This window comes from Lysinibacillus sp. DFXJR4, assembly GCF_057196045.1.
Window position 1 is genome coordinate 1 of record NZ_JBXUNW010000023.1, and the last position, 16659, is coordinate 16659.

Sequence of the window (16659 nt, forward strand, 5' to 3'; positions counted from 1 at the left end):
CGAACACGGAAGTTAAGCTCTTTAGCGCCGATGGTAGTTGGGGGCTTCCCCCTGTGAGAGTAGGACGTCGCTAGGCACACAGCAACCACTGAGAAATCAGTGGTTTTTTTATTTTACGATTGGCTATCAAAATGAAGTTAGTTGAGTGGGAACCTGGAATAATAGAGTAGAAGTAATGCTAATTAAATTAATTTCACGAAAGGTAGATGCTTAGCTATTTAATTTTGTATTCATCAGAAACAAATGAATAACCTGAGATCGTCAAAAATTTTAGCATATGTCATAGTTTGAACTCCTCAATTTAAGTTGAACTAAAGCGCTACTTTCCTATTCAAACGTATACCATAAAATGCTAAAATTTAAATAGCTTTCAAAATAAAGGGGTGCTTAAAATGGCGACAGGCTTATATAGCAAGGAAATTCAAATTGAGAAGGAAAAATTACAAGCATTTATTCAAAATAAAGAAGAGTGGGCTGAACTTATACCAGGTTACTTGCATCATGAATTTCCCAATGAACAAGATATGATTTGGGTGTTTCAAGGTGATTTTGGCCTTATTCAAAAGGCTGTAAAAGTGGAACTTAAATATAAGGAATCCACTACAAATCAAGTTATGTTTGATCTGATAGGGTTATCAGACCCTATAAATGGCGATGGCTTTTTTGAAATTAGACAAGAACAGGGAGATACATGTCAGCTTGTAGGAAATTTAACAATGAAAGCTAGTGGTTTTTTAGCCGGAATGATGAATCCTATATTAGAAAAATTTGTTCCACAATTGGTAGAGCAACTAGTACAAAAAATGGCACTTAAAGCAAGCCTATAAAGTGAATAACTATTAGAGCAGTTAAGTTTTTGTAAAAATGATTATATCTAATAAGTTGAAAAGATCGTTGCTTTAGAAAGCAATGATTTTTTTATGTTGATTAGTAAATGTCAGTCCTCTATGTTGCGGTGTACATTGCATGTAGGAAAGTAATTTATCATCGAAGGTAAGCATATGTCGCATTAAACAAATGTTTTAGATCTGTCTTTAAGTATTATGGAATAACTTGACAAAGTCATTTATATAATTTAAATTTGAGTAAATACTCAAAGAAAATAGTGGTGAAGATGTTTGACAACGAAAAAGGATAAAATTCTAGAGGCAGCATTTGATTTATTTACTAAAAAGGGCTTTAATGCAACGACTACTAAAGAAATCGCATTAACAAGCGGTGTGGCAGAGGGGCTAATCTTTTATTATTTTAAAGATAAAGAGGATCTTCTCTATAAACTCATTCGAGAATTTTCTTTTATTGGCTCTCTCCAAAAAGAAATAATGGAATTAACCAAGATGGAGCCGTATCCTGCTTTAATTCAATTTGGACGATTATATGCTAATTTTTTGTCACAAAATAAAAGTTTTTTAATTTTTATTTGGTCTCCGGAAATCGTACAAAACTCAGATGTAGGTGAGGAGATTGTGGATTTTATTTCTATAATGCGTGAACAAGCTAGTGTATTCATATCAAGAGTTATTCTATGTTCCGTTGAGAAAAAGGTCATTGATACAGCAGCCTCAATGTTTCTTTCGTCGATATTAACCTATGTATTAGTTGAGGAAAGGAAAAAGGGCGACAATCTATTAGTAAATCAGTATATAGAGGAGGTAATTACAGTTATTTTAAAGGGTATACAAAATACATAAAAATTTTTTAGAAAAAATTGAGTAAATACTCAGTATTTTTTTCGGTGAAGGAAGGTACATCTATGCTTCAATGGATTGATATTTATACACTTATTTGGTTATTCCCTATTATGTTTATCCTCCATGATTTTGAAGAAATTATTTTGGTTGAGAAGTGGTTAAATAATAAATCTTCAATTTTGTATGCAAAACTACCAACAAAAGCAGCTGATAGAGTGATTAAGCAATTTTCGATGTCAACAGCACAGTTTGCAGTAGCTGTAGTGGTTATATTTTTCTTTGTAAGTGGTTCGACTTTTAGTGCCAGTCAATTTGTGAATCAAGGGCAATTAGGAAATATTTATATATTCACTATTGTTACGTTAACCTTTTTTCTTCATGCTTTTACCCATCTAGGGCAGACAATATTTCTTCGATCTATAACACCTGGTGCAGTCACATCGTTAATTATCATTATTCCATATAGCTTAATTTTGTATCATTCACTATTAATGAATAATGTTATAACATGGAACATCATTTTTATTTGCTTACCATTTAGTCTATTATTAATACCACTTGCTTTATTTGCACACTGGGTTGGTAGAAAGGTTATTTGATAAAAAGTTTTTATGTCAATCTGATGTAAAAGCTATCCTACTTAGTGGGATAGCTTTTTATCGTGTTATAATTAAATAAGAATATAACGGAAATGGGTGTTTTGTTTTGCAAAAGAAAAAGCCGATTGTAGAAGGGTTAGAGCGCTTTCGACAACAACAAAATATTTCCTTTCATGTCCCAGGGCATAAACACGGTGCGCTATCTCATCTTCCTCAGGCCTTTAAAGATGTTATGCGATATGATGTAACGGAGTTATCAGGTCTTGATGATCTACATCATCCTGAGGAAATGATATTAGAAGCAGAAAATTTATTGGCAGATACATATGGGACAATGAAAAGCTTCTTTTTAGTAGGTGGATCTACGGTTGGGAATTTAGCAATGATCTATGCTACCTGTAAAAAGGATGATACGATTATTGTTCAACGTAATGCTCATAAGTCAATTTTTCATGCAATTGAGCTGGTTGGAGCAAGACCTGTATTTGTCTCACCCATGTGGGATGATCAAACACTAACAGCAACGCATGTTTCCTATAAGGATTTAAAAGAAGCAGTTGATTATTATCCAGAGGCCCGTGCCGTTGTTTTAACATATCCTACTTATTATGGTATGACATCTAAAGAAATTCTGCAGCAGATAGCCTACTGTCATGAAAAGGGAATTCCTGTCTTAGTAGATGAGGCACACGGAGCCCATTTTAGTGCCTGTGCCTTATTCCAACCATCAGCATTGACGTTTGGTGCAGATATAGTGGTACAGTCTGCACATAAAACTCTACCTGCAATGACAATGGCATCCTTTATGCATGTTAATTCAGATATCATTAATGTCGATAAAATAAATTACTATCTACGTATGCTGCAATCTAGTAGCCCATCCTATCTTTTATTAGCTTCTTTAGATGATGCACGCTATTATATACAGACATATATGGAGAGTGATGGTGCATATATAATAGAAAAAAAGAATCAATGGGTAGAAGCATTACGGGCAATAGGATCTTTGAAAGTTATCGAGGTAGATGACCCTATAAAATTATTACTCCGTGTAGAGGGCTATAGTGGTTTCCAACTACAAGAGGCACTGGAGGCAAAACAAGTATATGTAGAGCTGGCAGATGCAAATCAGGTTTTGTTGGTACTACCTTTATTAAAACAGGGGCATAACTATCCCTTTGCAGAAATTCGTGTCCGTATTAAGGAAGCGATAACAATATTGTTAAATACACCGAAAGCAGATATAATAACAGCTCCACATACAGCCTATAATTTTGTAGCCATTACCGAACCAGCTTATTCTATTGAGGAAATTGAAAAATCGGAAAAGGAATGGTTACCGTATATGCGAACAATGGGGCGAATCTCATCAAGCATGGTTATTCCTTACCCTCCAGGCATTCCATTACTTGTTCCAGGGGAAAAGATAACAGTGGCAAAATTGAGCCAGCTTGAGGAATTATTGGCTACAGGTGCAACATTCCAAGGAAATCACCGTTTAGAAGAAAAAATGATTGAGGTCATGAAATAGTTGGAGGCAATTACAGGATGAACAGCAATTTATTTATAACATTTGAAGGTCCAGAGGGTGCCGGAAAGACAACAGTCATTCAAAAAATAGCTGAGCGACTAGCTCAGGAGAATATTGATGTATTAGCAACGAGAGAACCTGGTGGTATAGAGATTGCTGAAAAAATTCGGACAATCATTTTAAACCCAGCACATACAGCAATGGATGAACGAACAGAGGCATTATTGTACGCAGCAGCTCGAAGTCAGCATTATTTTGAAAAGGTTAGACCTGCATTAGATGCGGGGAAAATGGTGATTTGCGATCGCTTTATTGATTCTTCATTAGCTTATCAAGGATATGCACGTGGTATCGGTGTGGATGAGGTATTATCTATTAATGAGTTTGCAATCGGTAAGAAATTGCCTGATATCACAATTTTATTTGACCTTGAACCAGAGATTGGTTTAGCACGTATTCATGCTCATGGTGAACGAGAGGTAAATCGATTAGATGTTGAAAGCTTAGCCTTTCATCAGAAAGTTCGTGAAGGTTATTTACAACTAGTGGATCGTTACCCGGAGCGAATACATGTTGTTAATGCTGAGCAAAATATTGAGCGTGTTGTAGAAGATGTATGGGCATTATTATTTGATGCATTGCAGTAAAAGCATGAAGTTGTCTAACACATTGTGATATAATGGTAACATCTATTATTTTATTTAATGAGAAAAAAACGCTCATTAAATTGAAATTTTCCTATAGATAATGGTAACAAAAATTGATCTAGGTTAATTTTATAAAAGGGGTGAGTGCGAATGAAGTTAGTCGTAGCTGTAGTGCAGGATCAGGATAGCAGTCGCTTATCAAATGCTTTAACGAAGAATCAGTTTCGCGCAACTAAGTTAGCGAGCACAGGAGGTTTTTTACGTTCTGGAAATACTACGTTTCTTATTGGAACCGAAGACTCTCTTATACCCAAAGTTTTAGATATTATTCGAGATAATTGTCGAGCTCGGGAACAAATGGTGGCACCCGTTTCACCATTGGGCGGTAATGCGGATTCCTATATACCTTATCCTGTAGAGGTTGAAGTAGGAGGAGCGACAGTTTTTGTTTTACCAATTGAGCAGTTTCATCATTTTTAGTTCAGAACGAAATTTAAATTAGCTTTTGTGTATCGATAAAGAAAGCAAGTGGGGGCGAATACAGCTTGAAGATCAATCAAGATATACGTGTCGGGTTAAATACTAATCGCAAAGAGCCACTACAAAATAATAATCAAAATAACCGATTTGGAGATATGGTCGTCAAGCAGGGAACCAAATTGCAGACTGAACAGCTTACACGATTGCTAGGGGATATTTCTACTGCGGGTGACCGAGTTGCAAGATCTCGAAATTTACGAGAGCTTGCTCGTTTTAAAATGCTTGTTAAAAAATTTCTACAAGAAACAGTCGAACATGGTATGGAATTAAAGCAATCACATACGTGGAATCGTTTCGGTGAGGGAAGACGTTTAAAAATAATCGAAACGATTGATTCTCGCCTTGTGGAGTTAGCACAAGATATTTTAGATGAAGAGAAAGAAGCAATTGATCTTCTTGATAAAATCGGTGAGATAAAAGGCTTATTAATTAATCTGTATATGTAAAACCCGTGTCTCGTTCTCTTGTAGGCGCGGGCTTTTTTCAAATATATTTTGCTTATTGTTACAAGTAATTCTGTATTGAGAAGAGAGCAATGGTAAACAATTATATCTATTTGTAATTGTTATAGGAAGGAATTTAAATATATGGCCAAGAATGTTGAAGAGCTATTTTCACTACAACCTGTCGTAATGAAGCAGCTTCAAACGATTTTTGACAAAAATAGATTAGCACATGCCTACATTTTTGATGGCGAAAAAGGGACAGGCAAAGTAGATATTATGCTGTTTTTTGTCAAATTAATGCTATGTGAGCAACCAAATCAAAATGTTCCATGTGAAACATGTCGAAATTGCAGACGTGTTGATTCTGGCAATCATCCTAATATTCATCAAATATATCCAGATGGTCAATTTATTAAAATTGATCAAATACGTGATTTAGTAGCTGAGATGAAGATGATGGGTGTTGAAGAAGGGCGAAAGATTTATGTACTTCATCATGCAGATCGACTTAATATTGCATCAGCAAATATGATTCTAAAATTTTTAGAGGAACCTGATGGAGAGGTTACGGCCATTTTGCTAACTGAGCAAATGCAGTCAATATTACCAACGATTCGCTCTAGATGTCAGCATGTAAAGTTTCAAAAAATGCCTCGTCATGTATTGTTAAATCATTTGCAAGAAAGCAATATTTCTTATTCAATGTCTTGTACAGTGAGCATGATGACGAATGAGCTCGAAACAGCTATATTTTTAGCAAATGACGAGCAGTTTGCACTTGCTCGAAAAACAGTGTTAAAATTAGTAGAGGTAATTGGCCAAAGTGTACACGAAGCAATGCTAGTTGTGCATGAAGAATGGTTGCCACTTTTTAAAGAAAAAAGTGAAATGGAACAAGCATTGGATTTACTACTATTTGCTTACCGTGATATAGTGTCAATAAAAGCTAATCCCGAGGCAGCTTGTACTTATCCAGACATGTTACAGACATTTAAAGAAGCTGCGTTACATTCGACTTATGAACGCCTATCTAGTCAAATGGAGTCTATTTTACAGGCGCGCGCATCTTTACAGCGTAACATGAATAGGACGTTATTGATGGAGCAGCTAATGCTAAATCTGCAGGAGGGATACACATTTGTATAATGTAGTGGGAGTCCGCTTTAAAAAAGCGGGTAAAATATATTATTTTGATCCAGCATCATATCTACTAGAAGATAGTCAATATGTCATTGTAGAGACAGCTCGTGGTGTAGAATATGGTAAAGTAGTTGTCCCACAAAAGGTTGTTGGGGATAATGATGTTGTATTACCACTTAAACAAGTACTACGACCAGCGGATGAACGTGATCGTATTCAGGTAGAGGAAAATGCTGCTGAGTCAAAGCGGGCATTTGAACTGGCAAGTACAAAAATTATAGAGCATAATCTAGAAATGAAGCTAGTAGATGTTGAATATACATTTGATCGTAATAAAATTATTTTTTATTTTACAGCTGAAGGACGTGTCGACTTTAGGGATCTAGTAAAGGATCTAGCCTCGGTATTTAGAACACGTATCGAACTTCGCCAAATTGGTGTGCGTGATGAGGCAAAATTGTTGGGTGGCATAGGTCCTTGTGGACGAATGCTCTGTTGCTCAACTTTTTTAGGTGACTTTGATCCAGTTTCTATTAAGATGGCAAAAGATCAAAATCTTTCTTTAAATCCTTCAAAAATTTCAGGTCTATGTGGCCGTTTAATGTGCTGTTTAAAGTATGAAAATGATGAATATGAGGAAGCGAAAGAGGGCATGCCTGACATTGGCGAAATGACGATGACACCAGACGGACGCGGTAGAGTTGTAGGTTTAAATGTGCTGGAGAGACTCATTCAAGTTTATTTACAAGAGCAGGAACGCACAGTTGAGTATACACTAGAAGAACTGCTAGCATGCGAAAAAAATCTTATATGAGATAGAGAATTTAACGAGGTGGCTTGGGTGAAGGACCGTAATTTCTTAGATACCGTTATGGAGTTCGAACAACAGCTCGAAGCAATGCAGGAGCAATTTGGTGCATTGAAGCAATTTGTAGCGTTAATGATGGAAGAGCATAAGGCACTTGAAACAGAAAATCATCACCTTCGTACACGTCTAGAAGAACTACTTGCTAAAGATAACTCCATACAGGCTGCTGATGTGAAGAAAGAGACTTCACTAGATATTGGAGAAGGCTATGATAACCTGGCACGTTTGTACCAAGAGGGCTTCCATGTATGTCATGTTCATTTCGGAAGTTCACGTAAAGGTGAAGACTGTCTGTTTTGTCTATCATTTTTAAATAAACAAAATGTGTAATAGAAGGCTGATTGCCACTACGGTGGTATCAGTCTTTTGTTTTGTATAGTAGGAGGAAGAAAAAATATGGATGAATGGTTAAAGGATGATGAAAGGCTAGACTATTTGTTGGCAGAGAACTTACGTATTATACAAAGTCCCTCAGTCTTTTCATTTTCTTTGGATGCAGTATTACTTTCGAAGTTTGTCAATGTTCCTTACTATAAAGGGAACATTGTTGATTTATGCTCAGGTAATGGTGTCATCCCTCTCTTTTTAAGTGCTCGAACTAAAGGACAAATAACGGGAGTAGAGATTCAACCGCGTTTATTTGATATGGCGGAGAGAAGCATTCAGTACAATCAGCTAGAAAACCAAATTCAAATGATCCTTGGAGATGTAAAAGAAATACCAAAGCAACTGGGCATTGAAAAGTATGATGTTGTTACCTGCAATCCGCCCTATTTCTTAGCACATGAGGCAAGTGATAAAAATCTTAGTGAGCATCATGCCATTGCACGACATGAACTATATTTAACATTAGAAGAAGCAATTCAATCAGCTAGTAAATTACTAAAACAAGGCGGAAAGGCAGCATTTGTGCATCGTCCAGGGCGATTATTAGACATTGTTACAGCAATGCGTGCAAATCGTTTAGAGCCAAAAAGAATGCAATTTATTTATCCCAAAGAAGGGAAAGAGGCCAATACGTTATTAATAGAAGGAATAAAAGATGGAAAGCCAGATTTGAAAATTTTACCACCACTGTATGTCTATAAAGCCAATAATGAATATACACCTGAGGTGAGAGAAATTCTTTATGGAAAAGAACAATAATCACTACTTTTACGTGCTAGAATGCGCAGATCAATCACTTTATGCAGGCTATACAAACAATGTAGAAAAGCGTGTAGCTGTACATAATGCTGGTAAAGGGGCAAAATATACAAGAGCCAGAGGACCAGTGGAATGTATTTATATGGAGGAGTTCGAAACAAAACAAGAGGCAATGCGTGCAGAGTATGCTTTTAAGCAACTAACAAGAGCACAAAAAATTAATTATATAAGGAGGGGTGAATCGTGAAATCACAAAAAAGTGCCATACACGATCAGACAGGCTGTTTATATCTTGTAGGAACACCTATTGGAAATCTAGAGGATATGAGCGTCCGTGCGCTACGTATTTTAAAAGAAGCAGATATCATAGCGGCGGAAGATACTAGAAATACAAAGAAGCTGTGTAACTACTTTGACATTGAAACACCTTTAATAAGTTATCATGAACATAATTTAATTGTTGGAGGAGAAAAATTATTAACTTTATTACAGGAGGGAAAAACAATTGCATTAGTGAGTGATGCAGGTTTACCTTGTATTTCTGATCCTGGAGCAGATATAGTTGAAAAGGCAATCGCTCAGAACTTTCCGGTTGTGCCGGTTCCGGGCCCGAATGCAGCACTATCTGCTTTAATTGCATCTGGATTAACACCCCAGCCGTTTTTCTTTTATGGATTTTTGAATCGCGGGAAAAAGGAACGTCGACAGCAATTAGAGCAGCTAAAAAAACGTCAGGAAACAATACTGTTCTACGAGGCACCTCATCGCTTAAAGGAAACCTTAAAAGATATGGAGCTTATTCTTGGAAATCGTCGAATTGTATTAGCGCGTGAGTTGACAAAGAAATTCGAGGAGTTTTTAAGAGGGAGTCTCAATGAGGCGGTGGAATGGTCTCAAGATGAGGAAATCCGAGGAGAATTTTGTATTATCCTTGAAGGAAATAGCAATTTTGAGGAAGAGGATAACGAGGAAGTGTATTGGGAAAAAATGTCCTTTGTTGAACATGTCGATTATATTATTGCTCAGGAAGGTGTTACATCAAAAGAAGCTATAAAAGAAGTAGCCAAACTACGTCAAGTATCTAAACGAGATGTATATAATGAATATCATAACTAATAAAAAGAAGAGGTTGCCTTTAGAGAGGCAGCCTCTTTTGTATAGTTAACCAAGTTGGAAATTATGTTTTTTTATTAATTATAAATGTTTAAATTGATAATAATTGTAAAAAATAGTACCCTTAAATGTGAAAGGTCTGACATGGACATTATAAGGGTCTCCTAATTTGGGTATATTAAAAACTAAGTTACATTATTTTTTTAAGTTATTTTGAATTTCTTTCATTAACATTTCTGCGCCTTCTGGACTTAAAATTAATTTGCCTCCAACTAGACGGAAGTTATCATCAGATACTTCGCCAGTAACAGCACATGTCATGTTAGGCATATATTTTTTTAAGATGATTTTATCATCATCCACATAGATTTCTAAAGCATCCTTTTCAGCAATACCTAAAGTACGGCGTAGTTCGATAGGAATTACTACACGACCTAACTCATCGACTTTACGAACAATTCCTGTTGATTTCATAATTATTTTTCCTCCTAATGTTAAAAGTTATATTGGTATTTCGTCAAATTTCGACATAATTTCTTTGTCTGATAGTTATCATACCAAGTAATGCCATAAACGTCAATTAATTAATGCACTAATATTATTGTTTTTAAAAAAATTTTTGAGGAGAAAACAGATATATTGATTTTTATAAAAGGTTTTTATTATATATTTTAATTTATAGTAAAAAAGCTTCTTATTTAAGACATTTAATGGATTGAATATATGATTCGACAATTTTCGCGTACGATTCAAACTTTCATTGAAACGAATTTCGTACTTCGTTAGAATAGAAAGTATACTGTGAAACAATGGAGGCAGTTCTTGTGAGCGAACAAAACAAAACATTCTATATAACAACCCCAATCTATTATCCAAGTGGAAAATTTCATATTGGTACAGCGTATACAACTGTAGCATCAGATACAATTGCACGTTATAAACGTTTACGTGGATATGATGTACGTTTTTTAACTGGAATGGATGAGCATGGGCAAAAAATTCAAGAGAAAGCAGCTGAAGTGGGCAAGCATCCACAGGAATATGTAAATGAAATTGCAGATGCTGCAAAAAGACTGTGGGCTTTAATGGATATTTCATATGATGATTTCATTCAAACAACCCAAGATCGACATACGAAAGCTGTCGAAAAGATCTTCCAAAAGTTTTTAGATAATAATGATATTTATAAAGGTGAATATGAGGGGTGGTACTGTACTCCCTGTGAATCTTTCTTTACCGAAACACAACTAGAGAATGGAAACTGTCCTGACTGCGGTCGTCCAGTGCATAAAGTTAAAGAGGAATCATATTTCTTTAATATGAAGAAATATGCAGATCGTCTATTAGCTTATTATGAGGAGAACCTGGAGTTCATTGAACCTGAATCTCGAAAAAATGAGATGATCAATAACTTTATTAAACCAGGGCTAGAGGACTTATCTGTATCAAGAACATCATTCGACTGGGGAATTAAAGTACCTGGTGATCCGAAGCATGTTATTTATGTTTGGGTGGATGCCTTAACGAATTATATCACTGCTTTAGGCTATCTATCAGACGATGAAACATTATTCAACAAATATTGGCCAGCAGATGTACATGTAGTTGGAAAGGATATCGTTCGTTTCCATACAATATATTGGCCAATTTTCCTAATGGCCCTAGACTTACCGCTTCCTAAGAAAGTGTTTGCACATGGTTTTATTATGATGAAGGATGGTAAAATGTCTAAATCGAAGGGCAATGTTATTTATCCAGAAATGTTAATCGACCGTTATGGCCTAGATGCGACACGTTATTTCCTATTACGTGAGCTACCATTTGGTTCTGATGGTGTATTTTCACCAGAATCATTTGTGGAAAGAACTAACTTTGATCTTGCAAATGATTTAGGAAATTTATTGAATCGTACAATTTCTATGATTAATAAATATTTCGATGGTATTATTCCTACAGAAAATCTTCTACCAACAGAATTTGATGCGGCTTTAAAAGAGCAAGCTGAGACGGTACGTATTAAATATGAAGAAAGTATGGAAAAAATGCAATTTAGTGTCGTATTGGCAGACTTATGGACACTTGTTTCACGCACGAATAAATATATAGATGAAACTCAACCATGGGTTCTAGCAAAGGAGGAAACAGATAAACCAAAATTAGGCGCTGTTATGCGAAATTTGGCGGAAAGTTTACACCAAATTGCCGTCATGTTACAACCGTTTATGACATCTACACCTAAACGAATAATTGAACAATTAGGCTTGGATGACAGATTCTTAGCATGGGATACAATTGAAACATTCGGCAATACTATTCCAGCAAACATTAAAGTGGTAGAAAAAGGTATTCCGATATTCCCACGCTTAGAGAGTGAAGTAGAGATTGCCTATATTCGTGATGAAATGCGTGGTTCAGTGAAGACGCTGCAGGAAGAGGAGCCTAAAGATCAATCAGAAACTTCCGAGATTCCAGAAATTCCTGAAATTTCAATTGATGATTTTATGAAAATCGATTTACGTGTAGCAACAGTAACTGCATGTGAAACAGTTCCGAAAGCAGATAAATTATTAAAGCTTCAAGTTGATCTTGGATATGAGCAGCGACAAGTAGTTTCAGGCATTGCTAAGTTCTATTCTCCTGACGAATTAGTTGGTCAAAAGGTGATAGTAGTTGCTAATTTAAAACCGGTGAAATTACGAGGTGAATTATCTCAAGGTATGATTTTAGCTGGTGAAAAAGATGGAATTTTAAAATTAGCTTCCGTCGATTCAAAGCTTGAAAATGGAGCAAAAGTTAAGTAAAGAATTTTAGGGGGCCTGCTGAATTTTTACATTCAGCAGGCTTTTAAAATCTTTTAGCAATTCTCAGTAAGTATTATTTTAAGATAATTTACAGAAGGGAAATTTTGTATTTTTATAGGTAAATGGTATCGAACAAGGCGTTTGGGATTATGTGTAATGTCACAATACCAAATTGTTTGTAATATATTTGTAATACTTACGCAAAAAAAGAAATAATATTTTTTAATAAAATCTATGTTAGGAGAATGACGATGTTCATCGATACACATGTACACTTAAACGCAGATCAGTACACAGAAGATTTACAAGAGGTTATTGATAGAGCCCTTGAGGCAAAGGTAGAAACAATGGTTGTGGTTGGATTTGACCGAAAAACCATTGAAAAAACTATGCAACTGATTGAACAATATGATTTTGTTTATGGTGTCATAGGGTGGCACCCGGTTGATGCGATTGATTGTACACAAGAAGATTTGAATTGGATTGAGGAATTAACAGCACATCCAAAAATAGTTGGTATTGGTGAAACCGGGTTGGACTACTATTGGGATAAATCTCCGAAGGATGTTCAACAAGCACTTTTCCGCAAGCAAATTCATTTAGCGCAAAAGGTGAATTTACCAATCATTATTCATAACAGGGATGCAACAGGGGATGTTGTACGAATTTTACGTGAAGAAAATGCAGCATCTGTTGGAGGCGTTATGCATTGCTATAGTGGCAGTGTTGAAACAGCACATGAATGTATTGCTATGAATTTTATGATTAGCCTTGGTGGGCCGGTGACATTTAAAAATGCACGGATGCCCAAGGAAGTGGCGACAGAAATACCGTTAGAGCATTTGATGATTGAAACAGATGCACCGTATCTAGCGCCCCATCCATATCGAGGAAAGCGTAATGAACCAGCTTTTGTGCCATTAGTGGCAGAAGAAATTGCGCGTTTAAAAGGGGTAACAATTGAGGAAATTGCACAGGTGACAACAGCCAATGCGAAAAAATTTTTTAGGATTGACGTTTAACTAGCTGACATGCCTCCAATATTGGGTTTGTGGTTGGTCGAAATGGCGAAGTCAATTTTCTTAGAAATACTTTCGGGTTGACAGTGCCAAATCTAGTCCGTATAATCCAACCTTGTATTAAGGAGGCGTTTTTTCATGTCAAATAATTCCATGAAAAACTTGTTCTTAGGATCATTGAGGAGTAAGCAAACAGTGATAAGAATTATTTCACTTGTCCTGTTTGTATCTGTAATTTCATTTGTACTTTATCAAGGTACTAAACAAACCGTAACGCTTGAAGCAAACGGAGAAAAAATCGAAGTAGCAACACATGCCAAAACTGTAGAACAATTATTACAAGATCAAAATATAGACATAGCAGAGCATGACAAAATATCACCCTCTCTGAACACCAAAATTGTTAATGGATTAGCAATTTCATGGGAACAGGCAAAAGAAGTAACTATTTCAGTTGATGGAAATCAGTCAAAAGTTTGGACAACTGAAACTCTAGTGAAAGACATTTTGAAAGAAGCGAATATTCAAGTATCTGAGCACGACTCTTTAGTACAAGGTCTGGATACGGAAGTAGGAGCAGATAGCAAAATTGATATTCAAAAAGCGTTTCCAGTAGCTCTTGTCGATGGTGTAAAAGAAAGACAAGTATGGTCCACTTCGACTACGGTCGCTAACTTTTTAAAACAACAAGGAATTCAGCTTAATGAATCCGATCGTGTCGAAAATAACCTCGAGGACGTTATTACTCCGAAGAGTAAAATCACAGTAGTTCGCGTAGAAAAGGTTATCGATGTAGTGGAAGACTCTTTAGATTTCGCAGTTGAAAAGAAGCAGGATGCTTCGTTGCAGAAGGGAAAACAAAAAGTAGTGACAACGGGCGAGAAAGGTTCTATTTCTCGAACGTTTGAAGTCGTGAAAGAAAATGGTAAAGAGGTAGCTAGAAATCTAAAAACTGAAAAGGTTCTAAAGGAGCCGAAGAAGCAAGTGGTTGCAGTAGGTACTAAAACTGTTGTGGCAAGTGCAGCGACTGTATCACGTGGTTCAGCAGAGCCAGCTAACGGTAAAGAATTTTATGTTACAGCAACAGCCTATACACCGTATTGTAAGGGATGTTCAGGTACATCTGCCACTGGCATTAATTTACGTTCAGGTGCTGGATTAAAAGTAATTGCGGTAGATCCATCTGTTATTAAGCTTGGCTCAAAAGTATGGGTTGAAGGCTATGGAACAGCGGTAGCTGGGGATACTGGTGGCGCAATTAAGGGTAATAAGATCGATATACTTGTACAATCTGATGCCCAAGCTAGTAAGTGGGGCGTAAAGAAAGTGCGTATAAAAGTATTAAATTAAAAAAATTGTAAAATTAATCAAAATGTATTTTCACTAATTGAGCTTTCCTGTTTTGACTGGCGGGAAAGCTTTTTATCTTTATTTAGTGGACAAAGTTTGTACCTTTTAGAAAGAATGTAAATACTTTGTCCTAGAATACATAACCGTGTATTTCTGTACAATCAAACAGTGCAGTTGTAAAATGGTCTGAAGATAAGGTAGAAAAGAGGAGCCTTTTTGCAAATAAAAGAAATCATTGTGGTTGAAGGAAAAGATGATACAACTGCCATTAAAAGAGCTGTACATGCAGATACTATAGAAACAAATGGATCAGCAATTTCAGAAGAAACGCTGAAGCGAATTCAGCATGCTCAGGATAAAAGAGGTGTCATCGTTTTTACTGATCCTGATTATCCGGGACGGCGAATTCGTGCAATTATAGAAGAGCGTGTGAAAGGGGTTAAGCATGCCTTCTTACCAAAAGCAAAAACAATTGCCAAAAACGGCAAAGGGCTTGGAATTGAGCACGCAGCAGATGAAGATATACGAAAGGCACTCCAACATGTCTATACGCCAAGTAGTATAGAGCCGATAACTGATGACATTACACTAGAGGATTTAATGACAGCACGTTTAATTGGACATCCTCGTGCAAAATATCGTCGGGATCGTCTTGGGGAGCTGTTGAATATTGGCGCAACAAATGGTAAGCAGCTTCACAAAAGATTAAAAATGTTTCAAATTACAGAACAGCAATTTGGTGCGGCTGTCGCACAGCTAGATCAGGAGGAAAACAATGCATAAGGATATTGCAACACCAATTAGAACACAAGAAATTTTAAAAAAATATGGATTTTCATTTAAAAAAAGCTTAGGTCAAAATTTTTTAATAGATCCAAACATTTTAAGAAATATTGTTAGTCATGCAAATTTAACTGAAAATAGTGGTGCAATTGAAGTGGGTCCTGGCATTGGGGCATTGACTGAACACTTAGCTAGAAGTGCAAAAAAGGTCGTATCCTTTGAAATTGATCAACGACTATTACCTGTATTAGAAGATACATTAAGTCCATATAATAATGTGACAATTGTACATTCAGATATTTTAAAGGCAGATGTTGCTAAAATAATTGAGGAAGAGATGCCGGGAATTGAGGATATTATGGTAGTAGCAAATTTGCCGTATTATGTGACGACTCCGATATTATTGAAATTACTAAATGATCGTTTACCGATAAGAGGCTTTGTTGTCATGATGCAAAAGGAGGTTGCAGATCGTATAACGGCCAAACCGGGAACGAAAGAGTATGGTTCTTTATCGATAGCAATCCAATATTATGTGAAGGCTGATATTGCCATGACGGTACCAAAAACTGTATTCATGCCACAGCCTAATGTAGATTCTGCGGTCATTCGCTTAATTAAGCATGATGAACCCCCTGTAAAAGTGATTGATGAGGATTTCTTATTTGTCGTGACACGTGCATCCTTTGTGCAGCGAAGAAAAACAATCTTCAATAATTTACAATCGGGTTTACCAAATGGAAAGCAAAATAAAGAGAAAATTTTAGAGGCTTTAACAGCAGTCAATATAGAGCCAACCCGTCGAGGAGAAACACTTAGCATACAAGAGTTTGGAAAATTAGCAGATGCGCTCTATCCGACATTTGGAAAGTAAGAAATTTTGTTAACATTTTTTCTTACAAGTAAAAAAAACATAATTTTTCATAAAAAATAAGTTGACAATATTTATTCAGGGCTGATAAAATATTATATTTTGTTGACATTT

The 16659-nt window shown here is 36.0% G+C and carries 19 protein-coding genes and 1 rRNA gene; 19 read left to right on the forward strand and 1 reads right to left on the reverse strand.

Annotation, left to right across the window (positions count from 1 at the left end; genetic code table 11):
- The 14 genes from rrf to rsmI all read left to right on the forward strand — a co-directional run.
- Window positions 1-76: ribosomal RNA gene (gene rrf, locus AC2CGN_RS23670) — 5S ribosomal RNA — on the forward strand; the annotation flags it as partial.
- 316 nt (window positions 77-392) lie between these two features.
- Complete coding sequence (locus AC2CGN_RS23675) at window positions 393-827, forward strand: SRPBCC family protein (protein ID WP_484516636.1); 435 nt, start codon at window positions 393-395, stop codon at window positions 825-827.
- A gap of 291 nt (window positions 828-1118) precedes the next feature.
- Window positions 1119-1691, forward strand: a complete 573-nt coding sequence (locus AC2CGN_RS23680; RefSeq protein ID WP_429983584.1) for a TetR/AcrR family transcriptional regulator — start codon at window positions 1119-1121, stop codon at window positions 1689-1691.
- 62 nt (window positions 1692-1753) lie between these two features.
- Entirely contained in the window at window positions 1754-2290 is a 537-nt protein-coding gene (locus tag AC2CGN_RS23685; protein ID WP_484516638.1) for an HXXEE domain-containing protein, read from the forward strand.
- A gap of 106 nt (window positions 2291-2396) precedes the next feature.
- Complete coding sequence (locus AC2CGN_RS23690) at window positions 2397-3821, forward strand: aminotransferase class I/II-fold pyridoxal phosphate-dependent enzyme (protein ID WP_484516640.1); 1425 nt, start codon at window positions 2397-2399, stop codon at window positions 3819-3821.
- A 17-nt stretch (window positions 3822-3838) separates the two neighbouring features.
- Window positions 3839-4468, forward strand: coding sequence for a dTMP kinase (tmk, locus tag AC2CGN_RS23695; protein ID WP_286926392.1), 630 nt, complete (start codon window positions 3839-3841; stop codon window positions 4466-4468).
- 150 nt (window positions 4469-4618) lie between these two features.
- Window positions 4619-4948 (forward strand): cyclic-di-AMP receptor, encoded by a 330-nt coding sequence (locus tag AC2CGN_RS23700; RefSeq protein WP_010857007.1) that lies wholly within the window; start codon window positions 4619-4621, stop codon window positions 4946-4948.
- A 65-nt stretch (window positions 4949-5013) separates the two neighbouring features.
- Window positions 5014-5454, forward strand: a complete 441-nt coding sequence (locus AC2CGN_RS23705; RefSeq protein WP_283870247.1) for a YaaR family protein — start codon at window positions 5014-5016, stop codon at window positions 5452-5454.
- Window positions 5455-5595: 141 nt separating this feature from the next.
- Complete coding sequence (gene holB, locus AC2CGN_RS23710) at window positions 5596-6600, forward strand: DNA polymerase III subunit delta' (protein WP_484516643.1); 1005 nt, start codon at window positions 5596-5598, stop codon at window positions 6598-6600.
- Window positions 6593-7408 (forward strand): PSP1 domain-containing protein, encoded by an 816-nt coding sequence (locus tag AC2CGN_RS23715; protein WP_283870249.1) that lies wholly within the window; start codon window positions 6593-6595, stop codon window positions 7406-7408. The genes holB and AC2CGN_RS23715 overlap by 8 nt, the downstream gene beginning before the upstream one ends.
- A gap of 27 nt (window positions 7409-7435) precedes the next feature.
- Complete coding sequence (gene yabA, locus AC2CGN_RS23720) at window positions 7436-7792, forward strand: DNA replication initiation control protein YabA (RefSeq protein ID WP_054772163.1); 357 nt, start codon at window positions 7436-7438, stop codon at window positions 7790-7792.
- A gap of 66 nt (window positions 7793-7858) precedes the next feature.
- Entirely contained in the window at window positions 7859-8608 is a 750-nt protein-coding gene (locus AC2CGN_RS23725) for a tRNA1(Val) (adenine(37)-N6)-methyltransferase (protein WP_286926396.1), read from the forward strand.
- Window positions 8592-8855 (forward strand): GIY-YIG nuclease family protein, encoded by a 264-nt coding sequence (locus AC2CGN_RS23730; RefSeq protein WP_283870251.1) that lies wholly within the window; start codon window positions 8592-8594, stop codon window positions 8853-8855. The genes AC2CGN_RS23725 and AC2CGN_RS23730 overlap by 17 nt, the downstream gene beginning before the upstream one ends.
- Window positions 8852-9724: a 16S rRNA (cytidine(1402)-2'-O)-methyltransferase gene (gene rsmI, locus AC2CGN_RS23735; RefSeq protein WP_484516646.1), complete on the forward strand. Its 873-nt coding sequence runs from the start codon at window positions 8852-8854 to the stop codon at window positions 9722-9724. The genes AC2CGN_RS23730 and rsmI overlap by 4 nt, the downstream gene beginning before the upstream one ends.
- A 192-nt stretch (window positions 9725-9916) precedes the next feature.
- Here rsmI and abrB read toward each other — a convergent pair whose 3' ends face one another.
- A complete protein-coding gene (gene abrB, locus AC2CGN_RS23740; RefSeq protein WP_036150958.1) occupies window positions 9917-10195 on the reverse strand; it encodes a transition state genes transcriptional regulator AbrB in 279 nt (92 codons plus the stop codon).
- A gap of 350 nt (window positions 10196-10545) precedes the next feature.
- Between abrB and metG the strand changes: the two genes are divergently transcribed.
- The 5 genes from metG (at window position 10546) to rsmA (ending at window position 16548) form a co-directional block, all read left to right on the forward strand.
- Window positions 10546-12522, forward strand: a complete 1977-nt coding sequence (metG, locus tag AC2CGN_RS23745; protein ID WP_429986464.1) for a methionine--tRNA ligase — start codon at window positions 10546-10548, stop codon at window positions 12520-12522.
- 251 nt (window positions 12523-12773) lie between these two features.
- The gene (locus tag AC2CGN_RS23750) at window positions 12774-13544 is read left to right on the forward strand and encodes a TatD family hydrolase (RefSeq protein WP_286926400.1); all 771 of its coding nucleotides are present in this window, start codon (window positions 12774-12776) and stop codon (window positions 13542-13544) included.
- A 135-nt stretch (window positions 13545-13679) separates the two neighbouring features.
- Complete coding sequence (locus AC2CGN_RS23755) at window positions 13680-14891, forward strand: resuscitation-promoting factor (RefSeq protein ID WP_429983589.1); 1212 nt, start codon at window positions 13680-13682, stop codon at window positions 14889-14891.
- A gap of 216 nt (window positions 14892-15107) precedes the next feature.
- Complete coding sequence (gene rnmV / locus AC2CGN_RS23760) at window positions 15108-15674, forward strand: ribonuclease M5 (protein WP_286926404.1); 567 nt, start codon at window positions 15108-15110, stop codon at window positions 15672-15674.
- On the forward strand, window positions 15667-16548 hold the full coding sequence (gene rsmA, locus AC2CGN_RS23765) for a 16S rRNA (adenine(1518)-N(6)/adenine(1519)-N(6))-dimethyltransferase RsmA (protein ID WP_286926406.1): 882 nt from the start codon (window positions 15667-15669) through the stop codon (window positions 16546-16548). The genes rnmV and rsmA overlap by 8 nt, the downstream gene beginning before the upstream one ends.
- Window positions 16549-16659: the final 111 nt, after the last annotated feature.

Excerpts from the sequence above, each read along its gene's own strand:
- AC2CGN_RS23675 (WP_484516636.1), top strand. The coding sequence starts at position 393 with ATGGCGACAGGCTTATATAGCAAGGAAATTCAAATTGAGAAGGAAAAA.
- AC2CGN_RS23685 (WP_484516638.1), top strand. The coding sequence starts at position 1,754 with ATGCTTCAATGGATTGATATTTATACACTTATTTGGTTATTCCCTATT.
- tmk (WP_286926392.1), top strand. The coding sequence starts at position 3,839 with ATGAACAGCAATTTATTTATAACATTTGAAGGTCCAGAGGGTGCCGGA.
- AC2CGN_RS23700 (WP_010857007.1), top strand. The coding sequence starts at position 4,619 with ATGAAGTTAGTCGTAGCTGTAGTGCAGGATCAGGATAGCAGTCGCTTA.
- holB (WP_484516643.1), top strand. The coding sequence starts at position 5,596 with ATGGCCAAGAATGTTGAAGAGCTATTTTCACTACAACCTGTCGTAATG.
- AC2CGN_RS23725 (WP_286926396.1), top strand. The coding sequence starts at position 7,859 with ATGGATGAATGGTTAAAGGATGATGAAAGGCTAGACTATTTGTTGGCA.
- AC2CGN_RS23730 (WP_283870251.1), top strand. The coding sequence starts at position 8,592 with ATGGAAAAGAACAATAATCACTACTTTTACGTGCTAGAATGCGCAGAT.
- abrB (WP_036150958.1), bottom strand. The coding sequence starts at position 10,195 with ATGAAATCAACAGGAATTGTTCGTAAAGTCGATGAGTTAGGTCGTGTA.
- AC2CGN_RS23750 (WP_286926400.1), top strand. The coding sequence starts at position 12,774 with ATGTTCATCGATACACATGTACACTTAAACGCAGATCAGTACACAGAA.
- AC2CGN_RS23755 (WP_429983589.1), top strand. The coding sequence starts at position 13,680 with ATGTCAAATAATTCCATGAAAAACTTGTTCTTAGGATCATTGAGGAGT.
- rsmA (WP_286926406.1), top strand. The coding sequence starts at position 15,667 with ATGCATAAGGATATTGCAACACCAATTAGAACACAAGAAATTTTAAAA.